We start from the raw sequence: 15,198 nt of genomic DNA on the forward strand, positions 1-15,198 counted from the left end.
CACCGCAGCCCCGAACATCGGCCCCGACGCCCGCACCATCCTCGACCGGCTACCGCCCATCAACGCACCGGGGCACTAAACCTGTGCAACTCAGGTATCAGCGACCGGTTAGGGGATGCGCCCCGCGGGCACCGCTGGGAGCTGGACCGAGTGCGATTCGGTGCCCCGGAAGGCGCCCATTCGATTGACAAGCAGCGGCGCACTTTGAACTGGACACTGTCATTCGCTCCGACAGGCCATGGGGTTGGCAAGTGCTTCGTTCTCGGACGATGAGTCCCCAGTTAACGTCATACAGCGTCCTCGCCGTTGCCCCGCCTCTGTCCATCCAGCACCATGCTCACAGTGCAGCCTCCAACCTCACCAGTCCTTCCTCGACCGGCGGGCGTTCATCCGACCGTAGGCACAGCCCCCGGGTAGGACAGAAGTTGCGCCGGGAGTAATGGTGCCCACGCATGGAATGGGAACGCAGATCGACCAGCACCACCATCCGTTCGGGGACGGCCGCGACGAAGGGGTGGACCAGCCTGTTGTGAAGGGACGGTCCTGGCAAGACCTGGACGCCTGTGGTCCGGCGGGCCGGGCAGCAGCCTCTGCCCCTCCACCGGCCCGTGCGTGCCCAGCCCTCACCGCAGCAGCTCCGTCCGCACGTAACAAGGGCATCACCGTATACCTGCACCAGATACCGAACCCAGCGGGCAGTTCCATGCGGGCCTTCAGGGCGGGCACCCACAGCGAAGCGCACAGATGCTGGCACGGGGTAGCGACGTCATGGCGGCGAACAGGCTCCTCAGACACAGGGGGTCGAGGTGACGGAGCACGGTTCGGCTAAAGGTGAGGGAACCCTTTGGGGGATGATCGGCAAACGGGCGAGCAGGGGATGAAGATGTTCCCCCGTTTGCTGGTCAGGGCCATGGCAGAGGTCCCGGCTCACCGGTCACAGCGCACCACTCGACAGCGCCGAGGGGATCCCGGCGGCGTCCGCCTGACGGTACCGCCGCGCCTTTGCCAGCAGCTCGTCAGTGTTGCGCGGGGCCAGGGTCAGTGCCTCCTCACCTAGCAGCAATGCTGCCAGTTCGCACAGCTCCGGCCACGCAGCCGCAGCCCGCTCCAACGAGGATCGAGGATGTACAGGGAGACGATGTGCAGCTCGACGTCGCGGTCCATCATTTACAGGACGCCGTCCGTCAGCGCCGGTGCGCTGCCGTCTTCGAGATGCGTGACGGCCAGCCCGCGCCGCTCGTAGGCGTACTTAGTCTGAGCCCACGCCGGCGCCGGAAGGCATTGCCGGTGGTGACGGCGGAGAGTATCCCCCACATTATGCCCAGCCGTCAGGGCTCGCTTCTTGGACAGGTGCTGGTGCAAGAACGGCACCTCCTTCGGTTGCCCACCGCCGGGTCGGTGGATGCACACCGTGGGTTCGTCGCCCCGTTCACATCGAAGTAGATGGTCGGAGGCTTAGCCTGTCCCACCACCACGGCGTGCCGTTCCACTTCTGCCAGGACGGCCGCCACGTGCTCGCGCGGCACACTGCGTCCCGGTGCACAGGAGACGTCATCACCCAGACTCATAACGTCCCCTCCGCCACCGGCCGGATGCATCCGGCCGTTCACATATGCCCACCGAGGAGGGTGAAGCGTTCGACAAGCTCTGTATGCTTCCCGCGCCGTGTCGGTGTCGTAGGTCTGTATGCCGTCGTCGGCAACCTCCTGCGGCTCGCCCTAGACCGACACGCCGTTCACCGCCGCCATCCTCGAGTCGGCGAGATTTTTGCTGAGCGGCGTGGTGATGAAGGCAGCTAGTTCGGTGTTGTCCCGTGCGAGTTCCCCGGCAGTGACCCCGCCGTCCGCGTCGCTCATGGTCGCATCATCGTTCCCGCAGATAGTTCGCCTTGATCGTCACCGGCAGTCCGACGGCATCGGCGGCGCGGCGGACCTGCTCATGCCACTGCGGCGGGCCGCCGGAGAACAGCACCGAGGTGGGGGAGCGGGTCGCTAACAGCCGGACTAACGCATCAGTGAACGCGGACTCGCACAGCACCAGGCCGCGTCCGTCGAGGACCACCGCATCCCCGGCGGTCGGCGCCGCGTCGGCGATCAGCCGGTCGGCCAGTTCACGGGACACCGCGACCCGGGGTAGACGGATCGTGACGGTGCTCGTGGCGCCCAGCGATGCCACCAGGTCATCGTGCAGGCGCTTGGCGTCACGCTGGTACCGCACCACCGTCTCGGAGATGACGTCTCCGTCCCGCCGCAGTTCGACGATATAGTGGCCGTGCACTCCGGGTACCTCCGGCGGCAGGATCCTGACGGTCACGGCAAATATTGCCCGGTCGGTGCGCACACTGGTCCGTGCGAGGACATCCTCTTCCATGGGGCGTGGCTCCCTTCCCGATGCACCGGATCATACGCCCCTCCGCAGAAGGTGCCCGCCCGCCGCCCGCTGCCCGCCGCAGGCGCCGCCCTTTGCCCGAATCAGCCATTAGCGCCGCAAAGCAAGCCGCGTCCGGTCCCCACTCCCAGCAGACCGGCCGTGGGTTCTTTGTCAGGCGCATCCGTTTCTTGCACCTCCACCCGACAATGACTCGCCATACCCTCGGCACGTCTCACCATGGGTGCCACAGGCCGGCTTTCACCACAGTCACCGTGTACCAGTACAGGCAGCGTGCCCACACAGGGGAGCATGATGAATCCGGATGGGGAGTGGCAGAGCACCACTGTCCCTACACCGTGACCGTGTACGGGCACACGCCTCTATGAGTACTCACCGTAGATAGAGAAGACACCATGCCTGGCACAGCCCTACACTCTCACCCGTGTACCGGGGGAGTGCGCTCAGGTCCATGCCCTGACACAGCCAGTTACCGTGCAGCGGGGATGCACCGTGTACCCAGTACAGGCGGAGTGAACGCCCACGGGATCCATGATGAATTCAGACGGGGGAGTGGCAGAGCATCACGTACAAGCAGTCACCACGTACTGATACGGAGCATGCGCCTCTATGAATGACCACCGTGTAAAAGAAGACACCATGCACTGACACAGCCACAGACAGTCACCGTGTACCGGGAAACACCGGATGCACCATGCACCAGCAGAGGTAACACCTGCACACAGTCACACTGTATGGAGCGAGCATCTCCATGGGAGACACCGTGAATCTGCACAGGGATCAATGGAGTCACTACCCTGCAAGCAAGCATGTACCAGTACACGAGTACTCACCTCAGGGCTTTCACCGCTCCGGCTCCATACGCCTTCCACAGCCAGCCGTTCGTACCTCACTGCCTGACTGCTCCAGCCGCATTCCGCCTCCGCTCCGTAAGCGGGCCAACCGTCTCCATGCATCCGGCCTTATCCATTCCGGTCGCTGCGCTCCCTGCATGCACAGCCCGCACGCATTCCGACTACGTTCGTCGTGAAACCCGCCATTGGCCACGGGTCCTTGACTCACCGGTCGTCTGTTCCCCGGCAGTCTCCACACACAGAAGCATCACGGTTCCCTGCGCAGTCATACCGAGACCGGCTCATCATGATTCCCTGGGTACCCATGCTGAATCCCTTGCCAGTGTGCAAGCGCTTCCGCAGTCAACGTCCTCATACAGTCATCGTGGGTCAGTACGGCCCCTATGCTTTGCCCACGCATCCACTGAAGACGGACACCATGCTGATCCACGCAGAGAACCCGGTGATCCATCGCAGCCATGCACTGACACGGCTCTGTCCACAGACGCTTCGCTCCATACCTGCCCATGCAAACCTGACAGGGATTCATCTCTATCCGGTCACCGTGTACCAGCACGACTCAGGACCTATACCGCTTCCACCTATGCAGGCATCGCTCTCCCTACCCAGCGCAGTGTGCTCCATGATGTGGTCCCATTGGCTCCTCTTCACACCGGTTCTCCCGCACCGCCTATGCCACAGCGTCCCTTCTCCCCCGCATGCAGTACACCTGCCGATACAGCCCCACCATCGGCCTGGCCCATGGGAACGACCAGTGGCGGGGGAGTAAATACGCGTCGCTGAGGGGAGTGCCTGCACGTCGGTGTGTGTGGACAATACACGCGGATAACCTCCCCGGACCGGCTCCGTTTCGTTGGATTCACCGACCGGTCTGGCCCACGGGAGTGATCAGTCGTGGTCGAGTAAATACACGTCGCTGAGGGGAGCGATTACACGTCGGTGTGTGGTCAATACACGCGGATAACCTGCCCCCGGACCGGTTCCGCTTCGTTGGATTCACCGGCCTATCCGTACCGAGCCAAGCGGATTCCGGACGGTCCGCTCTGAACCAACCCATGTACAACGACCGGCACATCGCGGCACTGTTATGGGCAGCACGCGCGTACGTTGCGCGAGGGCCGTGCAAGGAGCGTCAGCGACTGGAACGGACCCGAGGACGCCCGACCGGCAAGGAACGGAACGCAGTGCACGCATGAAGGGAATGGAGTACTGGGACACACCCTGGGGAGGTACGAGCGGGACTGTGTCCCGGTGCGGAATGCACTGACATGCTGCACGGAGTGCAGTGACGACTCGCAGGACAGCGAGGAATGAATTCCGGAAGAAGAGGCGATGACGAGGCACGAGGAGTGCAGCTACGGAAGAAATGAAGATGGACCAGATAGGGAGGGCGCGACGCAGGGGCGCTGGACGGGGCATATGGGGCGTACGGGTACCCTGAGAACTTTGTGCCGAAACTAGGATGTAGCAATACGCGCGACGGGGCCGAAAATCGGCCGTAGAACCCGGTGGGTGCGGCTCGGCCGCTGCCGTGTGCCGCTCACGGCAGCGGCCGTTTTTGCCGCCGCATCCATGCCCCGGAGTGTTCTCACTGCACGTTCCCTGATGCCTCGCAGCGCAGCGTTCCTGGGCTGAGCACGGAGGATCAAGAGGGCAAGTGCGTGCCGGCCGCGTGGAGCCGGCCACCGTCTGCTGGCACTGTCACCGAACCGGCAGGGCCGTCCGTCCGGCCGGGCACCGGACCGGTCTCCTGCCGCCCGCAAACCAGAACCGTGTCGCCGGATCGGCCCCTCACCGCCGCTGTATTCGGGAAGCCCTCGGTACGCCGGCATGCCGCCGGCCACCCCTCAGCCCCGGGCTGTTGGTCCTGCTGCCGATCGGCAGTTCGAGGCCGGCGGCAGCGGCACGGACCTGCTTGTGCCCTCTGGGCCTGCCGCCGCAAAACGGCACCGGCCCGGGAACACAGGCGGTGACCAGCCGGACGAACCCGTGGGCGAAACAGGCGTCACTGACCACCGGTGCGCGCACCAGTCCGCCGCCAGTTCCGCGCCGCCGGAAAGCCGCGCATCGTGCACCAGCCTGACCGCCGGCTCGCGGGGGATAGCGACGCGGGGCAGCAGGATCGTCACCGGCTGACTTCGCCGGACTGGGCCTTACGGCCCTAATCCTGCTGATCGATCCCGATACCGCGGTGCTGAGCCGGCTCGTGGTGGCCTTTCCGTTTCCGACAGAAATTTTCATGGCACGCCACGACGGACTGGACTTGTCATGCTGTTCTTCACCCCGCTCATCCTGCTCATGACGCAGCTGCCCCACCCCGGCGACCCCGCACACTGATCATCGACTGCGGCATGGAAACCCTTCTCGGCGCCGCCGTGGGCCTAGCCGTCGTGCCGGCCATCGGGAACCCCGGGCAACACCTGCAAAAGGGATTGCCGTGGACGCGTCGGGACTGCAGCCTTCCTCCGCAGCGCAAGCACCCATCCGCCCAGACCCGGACCATTCAGCGGGCAGCATAGGAGCTGGCCCTGGTCGCCCTAAACGATCCGGCGTTCCTGTACGGCAGCCGTCTGCAGACCCCGGCACAGGACCGGGCTTAACGGTCCACCGGCCGGCCCGTGTACAGCCGGGCCAGGACATTCAGGGCCGTGAGCAGGTCCTCGTCGGAGTCCCGCACGGCCGCAGCAACGTCGATCTCCTGGACATCTTTGCGCAGGTCGTCCACCAACTGTTCCCGGCGCAGCCGTGCCGTATCCTCGGCCACGTGCACCAGTTCGTGCAGGTGTGCCAGGATGTCAGCGATCTCGGCCCGGGTATCGAAGGACAGGTGCGGTGCGGCCGCATCCAGGTCGACGTCACCATGGGCCCAAAGGCGGTGCCCGCCGATGTCAATCCAGTGGCCGGGTGCCCCGTCGGCGCCCACGTCCCTGAAGATGCGCAGCCGCTGAATCTGGTCGCCGTCGGAGCTGAAGGCGTCCGCGGCCGCATCGTAGGCCTGCAGCAGGGCCGGGGAGCGGTCCAGAGTCACTCCGGCCAGTAGAGGGTCGCGGCACAGCGCGGCGAAGAAGGCCAGGGCTTCCTCCCAGGAGGCAGGCTCCTCATCCCCGCCGTCCTCCACCTCGTCGGCCGGCCGGCCGACGTCAGCCGTGTCGTCCCGGGCGCCGCCGGGCCGGCCCACTCCCGAGGCCGCGTTGGTGAGCTCCTCACAGACGGCCGCATGCTCCGTTCCGAGTTTTCCGTTGGCGAGGGCCTGGCCGGACCGGTGGATGACCTGCATGCTGATGGCCGCCGCCCGCAGCCACCGGGCATCCTCCCGGGGAAAGCCGGCCAGTAAGGCGTCCGGATTGTCGATAACCTCCCGGTACCGGGCGGTGCGGCCGTCGATCTCCAGCCAGTAGCTGAAGTCCGCATCCATGCCCGCCTTGTATCGTGTCATCGAGGCCGGGTCGGCCGGATCGGGCAGGATGGTGTCCCCCAGCTCAGGATCCGGGCCGTGCCAGAGCCTGAGCACGTGCGGGACGTCTCGGGAATCGACAGTGACAGCGGTTGCTTCCATCCAGCTGTGCCCGTCCCTGACCACCTGCTCGAAGCGGATGTTCGACAGGGACGTGTCCCGGCACAGCCGGGCGAACGACTCCACGGTCAGCTGCTCAAACAGCCTGCCGCCGAACCCCTCGGGTGAACCCATGAGACCTGCCTCCGTCGATCTGCCGTGCAGACGATGGTACACAGTTGCCCCGGTCTGGCTTCCTGCACGGACGGGTTGGGATCTTTTTGTGAGAGGATTCCGGCCGGTCAGAGCATGTGCCGAAGGGGGCCGGGCGGAGCCTGGCCATGACGGCTAGTCCAGTGTCTCAAAAGCAAAAACACGCTGCGCTGGGTGGCTCCGGCCGGCGGGGCATCCGTGACAGCCGATCCGCGGCCGCAGTTCGATCCGAAGGCATTCACCGCCTCGCAGGAAACCATCTACATCCTCTCCAAGGAGGGCGCCGGTACCGCCGCCCCGCTGACGACCGCGCTGACCGTCGCCATCGCTGAAGCGATGGAGGAACGGGCCGAGCGGTGCGGCGGACGGCTGCCCGTTCCCGGGCTCTTTGCCTTGGACGAGCTGGCCAACGTGGTCCGCTGGGTGGGTCTGCCGAACCAGTTCAGCCACTACGGCTCCAAGGGCCTGATCGTCATGGCGATCCTGCGCGATGTGCGCGAGGAACCGTGCAGGGCGGCCCCTCGCACTCACCCGATGACGAAGACGAAACCGTGACGGTCCAACGCGGCCAGGGGTATCCGTGTCAGGATCAGTTATGGCCCATCGACTGATGCTGCTCGATACTGCGTCGCTGTACTTTCGCGCCTTCTACGGCGTGCCCGACACGCTCCGCCGCGCTGACGGCACGCCGGTGAACGCCGTTCGCGGCCTGCTCGACATGATCGCGCGGCTCATAACCGACTACCACCCGACGCATCTCGTTGCGTGCTGGGATGACGATTGGCGTCCGCAGTGGCGGGTCCACCTCATCCCAACCTACAAGTCGCATCGAGTCGCAGAGGCCGTGTCAGATGCCCCCGACGTGGAAGTCATGCCGGACACGCTCGAGGCACAGGTTCCGATGATCCTCCGGGTGCTCGACCTCGCCGGCATCGCCGTCGTGGGGGCTGCAGAGCATGAGGCAGACGACGTCGTCGGCAGCTACGCCAGTCACGCCGAGCTTCCGGTCGACGTGGTGACGGGCGACCGTGACCTCTTCCAGGTCGTCGATGACGACCGTCAGGTGCGGGTGCTCTACACCGCGCGCGGCATGAAGAACCTCGAAGTCATGACGGAGGCGGTCGTCGTCGGCAAGTACCGTGTGCTACCCGGGCAGTACGCCGACTTCGCGACCCTCCGCGGCGACACCTCCGATGGACTACCGGGCGTCGCCGGCATCGGCGAGAAGACCGCCGCGTCGCTGATCGGAGAGTACGGCACGCTCGACGGGCTGCTCGCGGCGGTCACGGACGCTGACAGCGGGCTGTCCGCATCCATGCGGTCGAAGCTGGCCGCCGCCACCGACTACCTCAAGGCCGCGCCCGCCGTAGTGAAGATCGTGCGCGACCTCGAGCTGCCGACCCTTGAGGAGGCGGGCGCGCAGCTGCACCCTCTCCTCAGCGATTCGCGCGCCGAACTCGAACGTCTCGCCGCAGAGTGGAACCTCGGCGGCTCGGTCAGACGACTCCTCGAAGCACTCGACCTACGTCATTGAGGGAGAACTCCCGCTGCCACAAGCGAAAGACCTGCACCGGAAGCGATCCGGCGGACACTGCCGGACGTCGCCGCATTCGCATTTAATGCGATTCGCCGTACTCAAGGCGACATATGCGCCGTTATCGGTGTTGAGGGTGGCGTCTTCCTGATGGCCAATTGATACTCAATGCTTCGGCACATGCTCTGGGAAGGCGGTATCGGGCTTCAGCGTCCTGGGATGGTCCGGGCCGGCGGATAGGGTTGGATTATGGCCGGCCGTGAGATTGCTCTTCCCGATGATTACCAGGATCTGCTGCAGGTTTTGAAGGAGCGGGTGCGCGCTGCTCGGGCGCAGGCTGTGCGGACGGTCAATACCCAGTTGATTGGACTGTACTGGTCGATCGGCCGGGATATTCTGGCCCGGCAGGAGGCTCAGGGGTGGGGAAGCGGGGTTATTGCCCGGTTGGCCGAGGATCTGCGTGCCGAGTTTCCGCAGATGAAGGGCTTTTCCCGCAGAAACCTGCAGTACATGGCCACCGTCGCCCGGGTGTGGCCGGAACCAATTGCGCAGCAGCCTGCTGCGCAATTGCCCTGGGGCCATCTCATGGTCCTGGTGGACAAGCTCAGCGACCGTAAGGCGCTGGACTGGTACGCTGCTGCGGCCGTTGAGTACGGGTGGTCCCGGAACGTGCTGTTGAACATGATTATGGGCCAGGCGATGGAGCGGACGGGGTCCGCACCGTCGAATTTTGCGCAGGTGCTGCCGGCTCCGGGGTCGGAGCTGGCGCAGCAGGCGGCGAAGGACCCTTATAACTTTGAGTTCCTGGGCCTGACCGGGGAGGTTGCCGAGCGGGATCTGGAGCAGCGGCTGACCGACCGGATCGTCGAGACCCTCCGTGAACTCGGGCCGGGTTTCGCGTTCGTGGGCCGGCAGGTGCATCTGGAGGTCGGCGGCGACGATTTCTATATCGATCTGCTGTTCTTCCATGTTGAGCAGCTGCGCTATTACGTGTTCGAGCTGAAGACCGGACGGTTCCAGCCCGAGTACGCGGGCAAGCTGAACTTTTACGTCGCGGTGGTCGATGATCTGATGAAGCGGGACTTCCACAACGAGACGGTCGGGATCCTGATCTGCGGCAGCAAGAACGAGCACACCGTCCGCTACGCTCTGGGCCGGGCGACCTCGCCAATGGCGGTTTCTGCGTATACGTATGAGCAGCTTCCGGCCGAGGACAAGGCGCTGGTGCCGGGGGAGGACCGGCTTACCGCAGCCCTGGACCGGCTCCCCGACGACGGCTCCTAAAGGAAACGGACCGGAACCGCGGATGTAAATCATTGGCCCCCATGACGAGGCGCCCCGGGCACAGAGCCTTTAAAAACTGCCGCATCTTTCATATGCGCTGTTATCGGCAGTCTGGCAGCCGTTGGCGGTGGGGGGGGTTAGCCGGTGGTGGAACGGGTCCCGGGATGAGTGCTTGGGGGTGGTTCCAGCCCTGCATGCCCGAAAGGTGCGGCGGATTCCGTTGCGGGTCTTAGGCGGTCTGCTCGCGGGTGAGGCCGAAGGGCACGGTCTCACTCAGTTCCAGGATGTAGCGGCCGGCGGCGTGCCGGGTGGCGAGAATCCCGCGCCGGTCCCCGCGCAGGGCCCGGTGCTGCAGTGTCCGGGCGGCCTTCTCCAGCAGCCGGTTGGCTTCGTCGGTCGTGGTCGCGGTGACCTCGATGCGCGGTGAAGAGATGGTCTCGGTCATGGGAAGGTCCTTTCGATGAAGCGGCCCCTGTAGAGGGAAGGCAGGGCCGCCGGGACTGCGGTGTTGTCCGGGGTGGATTGGTTCTGCGCCGGTGACGACACGGCGGGCCTGGAATTTCAGGGAGAGCCGGCTTCAGCCTCCCGGTGGCCGCGGCTCAGGTTCTTCAGGCGGCGAGGGCACCTTCGGGGGCGGCCGGTACTGCTTCTGCGGCTTCCAGGGGTGCGAGCAGCAGCCTGTACTGGACGGGGGTCAGCAGGTGGGGGTGGTCCAGGGCGAGCTGGGCCAGGTGCAGGGCGGCGACCATCCAGTAGGTTCCGGCGAGGGTTCCCATGGTGGCGGTGACCATCGAGCGGATGGCGGCGGCGTCGACGGTGGGGAAGCGAGCGGCCAGGGCGGCCCGGGCGGCGGCGTGGTCGACGTGCTGCTGGACTTTGCGGTCGCGGGCGGCCAGGGCATGGAGCTGGCCGGTGGTCCAGGCACGGCCCAGGACCCGGTGTTCCTGGGGCCGTTCCCCCGCTGGGGTCACGGCTTCGGGGGCGATGGCATCAGTGATAACAGACATGAATCTTCTCTTGGGTGGATGTGGCGGCGGTCACTGCAACCAATAAACCACAAGACAAGGGTTTTAGCAATAAGGTTTGAAGTTATATGTTTTGCGGGCAGTCCGGCAACGGAGGGACAGAACCTAGTTTTTAGTGTTTAAATGACAGGGTGGGTGTTCTGGACGACAGAGTGTTCCCGTACGGGGTCGGACGGGTTAACGGTGAGGATGCCTCCGGCCTGGCGGGCACGGTGGTCCAGCAGCTGGAGATGGCCTTGACCGTGGGGCTGCTCAGTGACGGGGACCGGCTTCCGTCCGAGGTGGAACTGGCCGCGCAGATGGGCGTTTCGACCGTTACTCTGCGTCAGGCCCTGACGATACTGCGGAACAGGGGAATCATTGAAACCCGGCGGGGCCGCGGCGGCGGAAGCTTTATCCGGGACGCCAGCGGTTTCAGCCGTTCCGAGCTGGAGGCGCAGCTGCGGGCCAGGAGCGTGGAAGAGCTGAGGGACCTGGGGGATGCCTGCGCCTCCGCCGCCGGTTCCGCCGCGCGTCTGGCGGCACTGCGTGCCCTGCCCGCGGAGGTGGAGCGGCTGGAGGGGCTTGCCCGTGAGTTTTCGCTGGCCCAGGGCTCCGATGCGTGCCGCAGGGCCGACAGCCGCTTCCATATCGGGCTCGGCTATGCCGCCCAGTCGCCGCGGCTGACCGCGCTCATCGTTCAAATGCAGGCAGAATTCGCCCCGCTGCTGTGGGCGCCCGGATCTGCGCTATCCGGCGAAGCGCTATCCGCCGAAGCGATAGCCGCGGACGCCGTCCGCGAGCACGCGCTTATTGTCGAGGCAGTCCGGGCCCGGGACGCCGGGGGGGCACAGACCCGTGCCGTGGCCCATTGCGAGCGTGAGGCCCGTACACTGATCGAGCGGCATCTGAGGTTGGCGGCGGCGTGACTGGAGGTTGAGGCCGATGACGGCCCGGCGTGAGGAACTGCAGCGGATAGCGGCTGCTGTCGGGGCGTACCTGGAGGGGACGCTGGCGGATCTGCGTTCCCTTAGTGCTGCTGCCCGCCTCCGGCTGGAGGCGGTCGAGAGCAGCGGGCGACGGCCCTCGCGGGCGGATCTGTCTGCCTTCCGTGAGGACCTGCAGGCACGCCTGCTTCGCCCGGAACACTCCATGGACGGAATGGGCCTGGCAGCAGCACCAGGGTATTTGAGTGACAGCCCCTACTGGCTGGAGTGGTGGCGCTACGACAGGCGGGGCCAGCTGGAATTCGTTGCCTACCAGCTGAACCCGCAGAAGGACAATTTCTACGATTACCCAACACGGCGGTGGTACGCCTCCTCGGCAGCAACGGGCACCGTCAGCGTTACCGGCCCCTACGTCGATGTCGGCGGAACGAATGCTTATACCGTCACCGCATGCGTTCCGGTCATGACCGCACGGGGACTGGCCGCCCTCGCCGGCGCCGATGTTGCCGCGGCCCATTTTGAGCGTTTCCTCCTCGGCGGGGGCATGGAGGACCAGGTGGTGCTCGTCACCGCCGAGCTGCGGGTGATCGCCTCCAACAGCGCCCACTACCTGCCCGGTGATCTTCTTACCGCAGAGCAGATCCGGTCCTGGCCCCGGGTCCCGGTGCCGGTGGACGTGCCGGCTGAGACAGGGGCATGGCAGGTGACATCGCCGGCCTAGCCGGCAAGGACACCGCTGCCGGCCGGTGACCGAAAGCGGGGTGCATATCCGCAAAAAGCCGCGCGCTATCACCGACGGACTCATCGTCATCGGCGGCGTAGTCCTGGCCAACGAACAGGCCTTCACCCGCACCGCCCCGGTCTCCCGTATCCTGCCGACACCTCATCATCACGCCAATTACCACCGGACGTGGCGCTCGGAGTTCTAGTATTGGTCCTATTGCAGACAGGAGCCAGGATCATGGTCAATGAAGGCAAAGACGCAGCCGCGGACCGGGAGGCGATGGCCGCCGCCGAACATCATCACGGGCAGATGCTGGTCCGGCTCCGGACGCTGGCGGATACCCTGGCCGAGGCTGTCGGCCGCGGTGATGGAACGGAGGCCCATGACGCCCACGCGGCGCTGCAGGAGTGGTGCGAGAACGAACTGCTCCCCCATGCCCTGGCCGAAGAAAAGTTCCTCTACGAACTGGTCCAGGACCGGCCGGAAGCCGGCATGCTGGTCACCGGCATGCTGATTGAACACCGGGCCATTGTCTCCGCACTGGATCGGCTGCGCGGCGCGCAGGGCGTCCAGGCCGCCGCCCAGGCCAAGGTGCTGGAAGCACTGTTCTGCCTGCACCTGGAAAAGCAGAACACCCTCCTGCTGCCGTTCATTGTGGAGCAGCCGGATGTGTCCCTGCTCAGCGCGGTCCAGGGCCTGCATGAGCTGACCGGCGAACTGCACCCGGCCGGTGGGCCCGCGCATACCACCACTGAGGGCCGACTGGACTGAGCGGGGGCTCCAGCTGGGGCCTGGAAAGCCAGGACCCGCGGTGATGGGGCAGGGAAGACGGACAGCGCAATGATCGTCCTCTGCCGGGCTGGCGTCCTGTGGAATCGGTTGGTCATTTCTAAGCAATCAGGGGCACGCCGGGGCGGTTCGTGGTGACGCCGGGTTTTTGTCCACGTAGATCCGTTCCGCGGGGAGGCAAATCCCGGTCTTGCAGCTGCGCGCCGCAAGTAGATCGGCGCTTTGTGTATCTGATTCCCTCTCATATGCGCTGTCATCGGTGACTGAATAAGACATCCTTCGGCGTCACACGGCATTCGCACACGGGGGAGGTTCTTCGGCGTGCCGGCAGCCGGAGCCAGGGCGCCGTCCTCGGATTTGATGATGCGGCCGCAAAGCCTGGCTCCTGCGTTTCCCTCCGCATCAGGTCACTCGCTCAGGCCGGCCGCAGGGCGCGAGGGACCAACAGCCGGCGGCGGTCCGCCTCAGGTGTTGTCTGTCTCGGCTTCCGGCGCGGACCCCGACTCGGGCTCGGGCTCGGGTTGGGGTTCGGGGGGCGGTGCACCACCCTCGCCTTTCCACCTGTGCAGCTGTTGCTCCGGCACTTCACCGGTGTCCGATGTCCCGGTCTGGTCCGGCTCGTTTCCTGTCGACTCGTCCATGCCCAAACTGTATGCCGTCCCCGACGGGCCAACAAGGCCCGTAACCACACCGGGCGAAGGCAGCAGTGTCGGAAGCATCAGGGCGCGGGACGGTGTGCCGCAGGGTCCAGGTCACGGGTTCCCCGGCGGGGTGGAGAAAGTGCCATATAGCGACATATGCGCTGTTATCGGTGTTCGTTGTCCGCAGCGGCTTCGGTCAGGAGGTCAGGGAGTAGCGTTGTGAGCTGAATTTTGCGGTGATTTGCTTTTACCGGCACTGCCGGATTGCGTAATGTTCGAGCGGGGAAATCATTTGCACTATTGAGGAGTTACGCCGCATGGCCCAGCAGGTAAAGATTGTCCTGGTTTCCGATCTGGACGGCGGTCCGGCCGACGAAACGGTGCAATTCGGTCTTGACGGCACCAGTTATTAAATCGACCTTTCCGCCGGTGATGCCGCTGCATTATGCGATGCCTTCAAGCGGTATGTGAAGGCCGGACGCAAGGTCCCGGCGCCCGCCTCCGTGCGCGGCAGGGCCCGCTCTGCGACAGCGGGAACCAGGGGCGAGGACACCCGGAGAATCCGTGAATGGGCGAAAGAAAACGGCTACAGCGATTCCGAACGGGGACGCATCTCCTCCCAAGTTGCTGAGGCCTACCGAAAGGCCGTTGCCTGACCCAAAGCAGGGAAGACCGTCCGTCACGGATTTCTCTTTTACGCAGGAAAAAGACCGGAGCCGGGAATATACGCACATTCCCGGCTCCGGCCTTTTAACGGAAAAGTCCTGCTGCCGGTGCTTTCCTCCAATCCAGCCGTGCAGACCGTCGGTACCGTTGTTTTCGCCTGCGGATCGTGTTTGCCGGGTCAGGGCGGCCTGTGCGTAGGGTGCACGGGTGCCGGCAGCGGGCCGTTCTTCCGGCCCGGTTGCCTGTTGGGGTTCATCGTCTGGCGCCGGTTCCTGGTCCGCTGCTGCGGAATGTTTGATGTCCCGGGCCATCGCGAGCAGTTCGCTGCGGCTGATCCTGCTGAGCAGTGCGGATTCATAGCGATTACCAGGCGGGCGTAGGACGGCGGCATACCGTTTTTCAGGTATGCCGCCGCCGTCCGGACCGGCCGGTCAGGAACGGGCCCGGATGCCGTGGTTAAGAGTCGGACTCGTGCCGGCTGCCGGATTTAGCCAGGCCGCGGGCGATCATGTAACCGATGGTCAGCCAGGTGATGTACTGCATCGCCTGGTTGGCGTCGAACATATCGCCGGCATTCTCGTCGCCGTTCTCGCCCACCACTATCGCGGTGATGATCGTGCCCAGGACCGCGGCGAGGTAAACGATGAGTTCGGTGGTCTTC

14 protein-coding genes and 1 pseudogene are annotated in these 15,198 nt (G+C 65.3%); 8 read left to right on the forward strand and 7 right to left on the reverse strand.

The genetic code is table 11. The features are described 5' to 3' along the window. Positions 1 to 1,167 precede the first annotated feature (1,167 nt). The 4 genes from AC5RWU_RS21825 to AC5RWU_RS21840 all read right to left on the reverse strand — a co-directional run bounded on the left by AC5RWU_RS21825 (position 1,168) and on the right by AC5RWU_RS21840 (position 6,930). The gene (locus AC5RWU_RS21825; RefSeq protein WP_494032988.1) at positions 1,168 to 1,362 is read right to left on the reverse strand and encodes a hypothetical protein; all 195 of its coding nucleotides are present in this window, start codon (positions 1,360 to 1,362) and stop codon (positions 1,168 to 1,170) included. A gap of 356 nt (positions 1,363 to 1,718) precedes the next feature. Next, positions 1,719 to 1,856 carry a hypothetical protein gene (locus tag AC5RWU_RS21830; protein ID WP_494032989.1) on the reverse strand — a complete coding sequence of 46 codons (138 nt, stop codon included), beginning with the start codon at positions 1,854 to 1,856 and terminating at the stop codon, positions 1,719 to 1,721. A gap of 7 nt (positions 1,857 to 1,863) precedes the next feature. Beyond that, positions 1,864 to 2,370 (reverse strand): hypothetical protein, encoded by a 507-nt coding sequence (locus AC5RWU_RS21835; RefSeq protein ID WP_494032990.1) that lies wholly within the window; start codon positions 2,368 to 2,370, stop codon positions 1,864 to 1,866. 3,468 nt (positions 2,371 to 5,838) lie between these two features. Continuing rightward, entirely contained in the window at positions 5,839 to 6,930 is a 1,092-nt protein-coding gene (locus tag AC5RWU_RS21840; protein WP_494032991.1) for a hypothetical protein, read from the reverse strand. 216 nt (positions 6,931 to 7,146) lie between these two features. Here AC5RWU_RS21840 and AC5RWU_RS21845 point away from each other — a divergent pair, with 216 nt between their 5' ends. From AC5RWU_RS21845 to AC5RWU_RS21855, 3 genes are all read left to right on the forward strand, one after another. Then, on the forward strand, positions 7,147 to 7,503 hold the full coding sequence (locus AC5RWU_RS21845; RefSeq protein ID WP_494032992.1) for a TraM recognition domain-containing protein: 357 nt from the start codon (positions 7,147 to 7,149) through the stop codon (positions 7,501 to 7,503). 40 nt (positions 7,504 to 7,543) lie between these two features. Then, positions 7,544 to 8,482: a 5'-3' exonuclease gene (locus tag AC5RWU_RS21850; protein ID WP_494032993.1), complete on the forward strand. Its 939-nt coding sequence runs from the start codon at positions 7,544 to 7,546 to the stop codon at positions 8,480 to 8,482. Positions 8,483 to 8,731: 249 nt separating this feature from the next. After that, positions 8,732 to 9,766 carry a PDDEXK nuclease domain-containing protein gene (locus AC5RWU_RS21855; protein WP_494032994.1) on the forward strand — a complete coding sequence of 345 codons (1,035 nt, stop codon included), beginning with the start codon at positions 8,732 to 8,734 and terminating at the stop codon, positions 9,764 to 9,766. Between the two features lie 229 nt (positions 9,767 to 9,995). Here AC5RWU_RS21855 and AC5RWU_RS21860 read toward each other — a convergent pair whose 3' ends face one another. Then, positions 9,996 to 10,211, reverse strand: coding sequence for a hypothetical protein (locus AC5RWU_RS21860; RefSeq protein ID WP_494032995.1), 216 nt, complete (start codon positions 10,209 to 10,211; stop codon positions 9,996 to 9,998). 163 nt (positions 10,212 to 10,374) lie between these two features. Further along, positions 10,375 to 10,773, reverse strand: coding sequence for a hypothetical protein (locus tag AC5RWU_RS21865; RefSeq protein ID WP_494032996.1), 399 nt, complete (start codon positions 10,771 to 10,773; stop codon positions 10,375 to 10,377). A 170-nt stretch (positions 10,774 to 10,943) separates the two neighbouring features. On the opposite strand from AC5RWU_RS21865, the gene AC5RWU_RS21870 reads away from it, so the two are divergent. The 5 genes and pseudogenes from AC5RWU_RS21870 (at position 10,944) to AC5RWU_RS21890 (ending at position 14,527) form a co-directional block, all read left to right on the forward strand. After that, on the forward strand, positions 10,944 to 11,699 hold the full coding sequence (locus AC5RWU_RS21870; protein ID WP_494037255.1) for a FadR/GntR family transcriptional regulator: 756 nt from the start codon (positions 10,944 to 10,946) through the stop codon (positions 11,697 to 11,699). Positions 11,700 to 11,715: 16 nt separating this feature from the next. Then, the gene (locus tag AC5RWU_RS21875) at positions 11,716 to 12,438 is read left to right on the forward strand and encodes a cache domain-containing protein (protein ID WP_494032998.1); all 723 of its coding nucleotides are present in this window, start codon (positions 11,716 to 11,718) and stop codon (positions 12,436 to 12,438) included. A gap of 25 nt (positions 12,439 to 12,463) precedes the next feature. Next, positions 12,464 to 12,646 (forward strand): hypothetical protein, encoded by a 183-nt coding sequence (locus AC5RWU_RS21880; RefSeq protein WP_494032999.1) that lies wholly within the window; start codon positions 12,464 to 12,466, stop codon positions 12,644 to 12,646. Positions 12,647 to 12,678: 32 nt separating this feature from the next. Further along, positions 12,679 to 13,212: a hemerythrin domain-containing protein gene (locus AC5RWU_RS21885; RefSeq protein WP_494033000.1), complete on the forward strand. Its 534-nt coding sequence runs from the start codon at positions 12,679 to 12,681 to the stop codon at positions 13,210 to 13,212. Between the two features lie 976 nt (positions 13,213 to 14,188). Further along, positions 14,189 to 14,527: pseudogene (locus AC5RWU_RS21890) on the forward strand (histone-like nucleoid-structuring protein Lsr2). A gap of 466 nt (positions 14,528 to 14,993) precedes the next feature. Here AC5RWU_RS21890 and AC5RWU_RS21895 read toward each other — a convergent pair. After that, positions 14,994 to 15,198: hypothetical protein (locus AC5RWU_RS21895; RefSeq protein ID WP_494033002.1), on the reverse strand; the 205-nt coding region annotated here is incomplete at its 5' end.

This window comes from Arthrobacter sp. B0427-1-12, assembly GCF_059092905.1.